7 protein-coding genes are annotated in these 5,469 nt (G+C 33.5%); 4 read left to right on the forward strand and 3 right to left on the reverse strand.

Features of this window, described 5'->3' with window-relative positions; genetic code table 11:
- Window positions 1–49: 49 nt before the first annotated feature.
- The 3 genes from ACJ5GX_RS07380 (at window position 50) to ACJ5GX_RS07390 (ending at window position 1,859) form a co-directional block, all read left to right on the forward strand.
- Window positions 50–1,015, forward strand: coding sequence for a phage late control D family protein (locus ACJ5GX_RS07380; RefSeq protein WP_264377099.1), 966 nt, complete (start codon window positions 50–52; stop codon window positions 1,013–1,015).
- A 48-nt stretch (window positions 1,016–1,063) separates the two neighbouring features.
- The gene (locus ACJ5GX_RS07385) at window positions 1,064–1,582 is read left to right on the forward strand and encodes an ankyrin repeat domain-containing protein (protein WP_262986489.1); all 519 of its coding nucleotides are present in this window, start codon (window positions 1,064–1,066) and stop codon (window positions 1,580–1,582) included.
- A 67-nt stretch (window positions 1,583–1,649) separates the two neighbouring features.
- Window positions 1,650–1,859 (forward strand): hypothetical protein, encoded by a 210-nt coding sequence (locus ACJ5GX_RS07390; protein ID WP_262986488.1) that lies wholly within the window; start codon window positions 1,650–1,652, stop codon window positions 1,857–1,859.
- Here ACJ5GX_RS07390 and ACJ5GX_RS07395 read toward each other — a convergent pair whose 3' ends face one another.
- Window positions 1,860–2,381, reverse strand: a complete 522-nt coding sequence (locus ACJ5GX_RS07395) for a phospholipase D family nuclease (RefSeq protein ID WP_264377098.1) — start codon at window positions 2,379–2,381, stop codon at window positions 1,860–1,862.
- Between ACJ5GX_RS07395 and ACJ5GX_RS07400 the strand changes: the two genes are divergently transcribed.
- Window positions 2,380–3,309: a patatin-like phospholipase family protein gene (locus tag ACJ5GX_RS07400; protein ID WP_264377097.1), complete on the forward strand. Its 930-nt coding sequence runs from the start codon at window positions 2,380–2,382 to the stop codon at window positions 3,307–3,309. The two genes, ACJ5GX_RS07395 and ACJ5GX_RS07400, sit on opposite strands and share 2 nt — an antisense overlap.
- Window positions 3,310–3,348: 39 nt before the next feature.
- Here the strand turns inward: ACJ5GX_RS07400 and wmk (ACJ5GX_RS07405) are convergent, their stop codons facing one another.
- Together wmk (ACJ5GX_RS07405) and wmk (ACJ5GX_RS07410) are read right to left on the reverse strand one after the other, a co-directional pair.
- Complete coding sequence (wmk, locus tag ACJ5GX_RS07405) at window positions 3,349–4,326, reverse strand: WO male-killing family protein Wmk (RefSeq protein ID WP_264686056.1); 978 nt, start codon at window positions 4,324–4,326, stop codon at window positions 3,349–3,351.
- Window positions 4,327–4,372: 46 nt separating this feature from the next.
- The gene (gene wmk, locus ACJ5GX_RS07410; protein WP_264686027.1) at window positions 4,373–5,293 is read right to left on the reverse strand and encodes a WO male-killing family protein Wmk; all 921 of its coding nucleotides are present in this window, start codon (window positions 5,291–5,293) and stop codon (window positions 4,373–4,375) included.
- Between the last annotated feature and the right edge of the window lie 176 nt (window positions 5,294–5,469).

Here is a 5,469-nt window from a genome sequence, read left to right on the forward strand (position 1 = left end):
CTAAAATTCAGAAAATATCGAAAGAATCTGTCATAAATATTTTAGATGAATGACGCCAGACTTTGATATAGTAGCAAAAAATAACCCAGTAACAGAGGTTTTAAAAAAGAGTTTAATATTATTACGTGTTACTGATGGATCCGGTACTACAAGTGACGAAGCTGAGATATATATTAGTTATAACTCTAGCGCTTTAGAACTTAAGGGTAATTTACAGGTTTTTCTAGGATATAAAGAAACAGGTTTATTACCTATGGGGGTATATAAGGCAAATCAAATTACAATACAAAGTCCACCACAAACTTTAAGAATAAAATGTGACGCTGCAAGTTTAAGAGGATCATTAAAGGAAAGAAAATCAAAGGAATGGAAAGACATTACCTTGGAAGATTTGATTAAAGAAATAGCACAAGAACATGGGTATGAAGGTAAAGTCGCTGAAAGATTTGAAAATACATTTATACCACATACCATTCAAGCAGATGAAAGCGACATGAGTTTTTTGGAAGGATTAGGCAAAAAATATGATGCACTAGTAAAACCAGCAGGAGGATATATAATTTTTATTCCAAAGGGAGAAGCAAGATCAGCGACTGGAAAGATGTTAGGTACAACAGTATTAACACCTAAAGATATTATAAATTGGGAGGTAAATTTTAATGTGCGTAACAAATATGGATCTGTTATTGCAAAATGGCACAGTTATGAAAAGGGAGAAACTATAGAAGAGAAAGTGGGAAATGAGGGTCCAAGTTATACCCTGCAAACGCTTTACTCTACCGCAGAATCAGCAATTAGTGCAGCAGCAGCTAAGTTAAAACAACTAAAACGTAGTACATCAAATTTAAATGTAACTGTTCCTGGTAATCCAGAATTATTTGCAGAAGCTAAGATCAGCCTTTCAGGATTTTGTCAGGAAATTGAAGGTGAATGGATAATTAGCAAGGCAGAACATATTCTGAATAATAGAGGATATCAAACTATAGTAGAGGCAACAGTGAGCAAAGCTGTTTAAGTGAAACTTAAGCAAATGGTCATTTAATTCCAAATAAATATATAATACATGAACATAAATTCGATCATATATAAAAATAGACTAATTTTATTAATAGCACTAGCAGTATGTATTGTAATCGTATGTATTTCCTTATCTGAAAAGAGATATAAAGATAGCATTACTAAATTAGAGATTGCATCTGAAACTTGTGACCTAGAAAATATCGAGCTCTTGATACAAAATAATGTAAATATTGGCGAAAAAGCATTGCATTATGCTGCAGAAAAAGGATGTTTAGAAATTATAAAATTTTTAGTAGAAAAGGATGTTGATATAAATACTGCCAATAAATTTAAGCGAACAGCACTACATTATGCTGCAGATAATGGACATTTAGAAATTGTCAAATTCTTATTAGATAAAGGATCAAATCCTATAGCTACAGATCGAGATGGAAGAAGACCAAGAGATATGGCTGTAGTGGAATTGCGATATGATAAAAACAAAGGCAAAACATATAGAGAAATCATAAAGCTACTTGCTAAAGCAGAGGATCAATACGAATCAACAAAAAGTAATCACTAAAGCTGTAAGTTTTCTATAATCTATACATAAATTTCTAAAACTATCCATAACAAGTTAATATTTTCACATGAAAAAGCAAAAAATCCCAATTACGGTAATTATTACCATATTAATCCAAACCGTAGCATTGATATGGTGGTTATCCAAGCTAGACTCAAGGGTACAATTTCACGATAAACTCATTGAATATGGTTTAATGGAAAAAGTGTTAGTACTTGAGGAAAGGGTAAAAAATCTTTCTGAGGAATTGGATGAACTTAAAGCTGATTTAAAGTAATTATTCTTCTACTTTTGGTGTATAAGGATCAGATTGAGATTGACGATCCTTCCAGTTTTCGATGTATTGCTCAACTAATTGAGGATCCCCTGTTATAATCAGTAGATTCTCAGCATTTCTTGATTCAGCTGCATAGGTGAAATTAAAAGAGCCAGTTATTATTTTGTTATCATCAATAATCATTATTTTACTATGAGCAATCGCTGGTTTAAAGTCAATCCATATCGGGATTTTGTGCTCAAATAATTCGTTAATTACACTATGTTTTGAACTAGTTTGTGATTCATCTAGAATAACCTTAATATCAACTCCACGCTTTTTAGCTTGAACCAAGGATTCAGCAATAGGCTTTGAGGTAAATTGGTATGCCTGAACCAACACAGATTTTTTAGCATAGTCTACGGAATCAATTATTAGGTTGGTGCAATTTTCTCCAGGCGTGAAGCAGACTGTGGCTTTTGGGCAGGAAACACATCCCGATAAAAGCGAACAAGTTAATAAAATCAATAAATACCTAACCATGGCAAAATACATCCTTTCAGTTGACGGCGGAGGCATAAGAGGCATCATACCAGCCATTATACTAGCAGAAATAGAAAAGAGGGCAAGGAAACCGATAGCTGAAATCTTTGATTTAGTGGCAGGAACCTCAACCGGTGGAATTGTTATAGCAGGATTATGTAAAAAAGATAAACAAGGAAACCCTCAATATTCAGCCAATGATTTAGTCGAGCTTTACCAAAAATACGGGTCATATATTTTTAAATCTTCATTTTTGAGAAGATCAATATTTTCTTGGCTTAATTGCACACAATACCCACATAAAAATATTGAATTTGTACTGGATAAATATTTTGGCGATGATATCCTTAAAAACACTTTAAGTGATGTGTTGATTACGAGTTACGATATTCACAATAACTGCCCATTTTTCTTCAAAAGCTGGAAAGAAGGTAATATTAAGCTGAAAGATGCACTCAGAGCTGCAACGGCTGCACCTACTTATTTCATACCAAAACATCTAAAAATTAACCAGATAAACAGAGTATTAGTGGATGGTGGGGTGTTTGCCAATAATCCAGCGGCTTGTGCATATGCAAGTGGTAAGAGGTTATTTCCAAATGATGATATTCTACTGTTATCGATAGGTACTGGAAGAACAGACAGAAGCATAGAGTATGCCAATTCAAAGAGATTTGGAAAAATAGGCTGGATAAAACCTTTGTTAAATGTGATGTTTGCCTCTGGATTGGACTGCGTAAATTATCAGATGAATCAAGTAATAGGCAATAGATACGTAAGAATACAATCGCAATTGAAGCTAGCGTCGGCTGACATGGATAACATTACATCAAAAAATATCAAATTTCTTCAACAGGAGGCAAAGGCAATGATAGAGGACAATCAGAAAGTGATAGAAAAATTCTGTATAGAAATATTAAATATATAACTATCTTTACTTACATCTTAATATATTGTTTAACACAATTCAATTTTCACACTCATCAGCAGTTAGGCCACTTGCTCGCACAATAATATCAATAGCAACACCTTCCTTAACTAGATCTTTTGCAATCTTGATTTTCTCTGCTTTTTTAACCTTTTCTTTACCAGTTTGCATTCCTTCAGATAAAGATCTGGCTACCGTATCCAGTAATTCTTGATCCTCAATTTTTTCGCATTTACCTACAAACCTCAAAACTGGCTCATTTTCATATTCTGTTAGTCCAAGAGCTTTAATGTTAACTGATAATGTCTTTGCTATCTTATATAATATTTCAATTGGAATGTCTGTATATCCTCGTTCATAGTCGTGTATTTCTTTAGGTGTTGAACCTATTTTATTTGCCAAGTCCTCCTGAGTGTATTCCCGTATTAATCTCTGCTCTTTTATCCTTTTCCCCACTTTGTAGAGTATAGAATCAGTACAAATTTCTTTCTCTATATCATCATACTCATAAGTAGATAAGCGAGTCACTTGGGAAATAATATCAACTGAAACTCCTTCTTTCACTAGATTCTTTGCTACTTCTATTTTCGCTTCTTCTTGACTAATTTTTTCGCTAATATATACAAACCTTACTAATGGATACAGTTTCTTTCGTAATTCCTGATCCTTAATTTCTCTATGTATTTTTGTTAGATAGACTATTTCTTTATCCTCATCTTCATACCAACTGTTTTCTCTTAGTACTGTTGGTCCTGGAAGTAGATCTATAACATTAACTGACAATGCTCCTGCTATTATATACGATTCTTTGATTGTAATAGCCTTGCACCCTAGTTCAAAGTTATGTATTTCCTTATGTGTTAAACCAATTTTGCTTGCTAATTTTGCCTGAGTATACCCTTGTACTATCCTACAACCTTCTATTTTTTTCCCCAGCTCGTAGCTTGCTGAGCCAATATGCTCTGAATTATCATAGATAAATCCTCTAAAAGCTGTTTTTCCTACAGAAGCAAACATATATTCTATCACAAAAAAATCCACCATTGGCTAAGTTTTTATGAAATCACAAAAATTTCTCAATCATATAATTTGATAAGCCTGTCGTTTGCAAGATAATATCAACAGAAATTCCTTCTTTCACTAAATTCCTTGCAACTTCAATCTTCTTTTCCTCTCTGACCTTTTCTCTACAAACATGTATACTTTTAAATAAAGACTTGATTAGCATATCGCGTAATTCCCGACTCTCAATCTTTTTGTATTCTTCTATCAAGTTTGATAGCTTTTCTTCCGCTTCACTATCCTCATCTGATTCGGGAAGTAGATCTATGATACTGATTGATAATACCTTTGCTATTTCATCTAACATTTCAAGTGAGACAGCAGCTCGCCCTTGTTCATATTCGTATATTCCTTGATTTGTTATGCCAACTTTATTCGCTAAATCTTTTTGAGTATATCCTCGTATCAATCTCCACTCTTTTATCCTTTGCCCTACTTTGTATGGAATGGGAATTTTGTTCTCCTCATACTCACCAATAGATAAGTTAGTTGTTCGAGAGATAACATGAGCAGAAACTCCTACTTTCATCAAACCCCTTGCTACTTCCATTTTTACCGCTTTTCTGCTTCTTTCCTCACTCAAACGAATAAATTTGGTTAATAAATAAAATACCTCGCTTAATTCTTTATCCTTATACCCCTTTACTAAATTTAATATTTCTTTATCTTCAAAATATCTTTTTTCATTTGGTAGCGTCTCTCCACAAACTAGACCTTTAACATTTACTGATAATGCTTCTGCTATAGCATATAACTTCTTAATTGGAATTTTACGGTTCCCTTTCTCATATTGCAGTATTACCCAGTACTTTACACCAATTTTCTCAGCTAAACCCTTCTGAGTATAACCTCGCTCTAACCTCCAACTTTTTACTTTTTGTCCTACTTCATAATCTAGACTTTTTTCCACGCAAAAAACCATATATATAATATTTTCTACTATAGCTCAAAGGCTCCAGGGAGAGTAGACCAGTGGAACTTCCCCTACCAGTCTCTCGCAGAACTGTACATAAACCTCTCAGCTTATACAGCTCCCATTATTTAGCCTTTTTGACCCTAAACCTAGTGTCCAATGATAGAAAATATTTGGAGACCTAT

The sequence above is a fragment of the Wolbachia endosymbiont of Tuta absoluta genome, from assembly GCF_059414725.1.

Excerpts from the sequence above, each read along its gene's own strand:
- ACJ5GX_RS07380 (WP_264377099.1), top strand. The coding sequence starts at position 50 with ATGACGCCAGACTTTGATATAGTAGCAAAAAATAACCCAGTAACAGAG.
- ACJ5GX_RS07385 (WP_262986489.1), top strand. The coding sequence starts at position 1,064 with ATGAACATAAATTCGATCATATATAAAAATAGACTAATTTTATTAATA.
- ACJ5GX_RS07390 (WP_262986488.1), top strand. The coding sequence starts at position 1,650 with ATGAAAAAGCAAAAAATCCCAATTACGGTAATTATTACCATATTAATC.
- ACJ5GX_RS07400 (WP_264377097.1), top strand. The coding sequence starts at position 2,380 with ATGGCAAAATACATCCTTTCAGTTGACGGCGGAGGCATAAGAGGCATC.
- ACJ5GX_RS07395 (WP_264377098.1), bottom strand. The coding sequence starts at position 2,381 with ATGGTTAGGTATTTATTGATTTTATTAACTTGTTCGCTTTTATCGGGA.
- wmk (WP_264686056.1), bottom strand. The coding sequence starts at position 4,326 with ATGTTTGCTTCTGTAGGAAAAACAGCTTTTAGAGGATTTATCTATGAT.
- wmk (WP_264686027.1), bottom strand. The coding sequence starts at position 5,293 with ATGGTTTTTTGCGTGGAAAAAAGTCTAGATTATGAAGTAGGACAAAAA.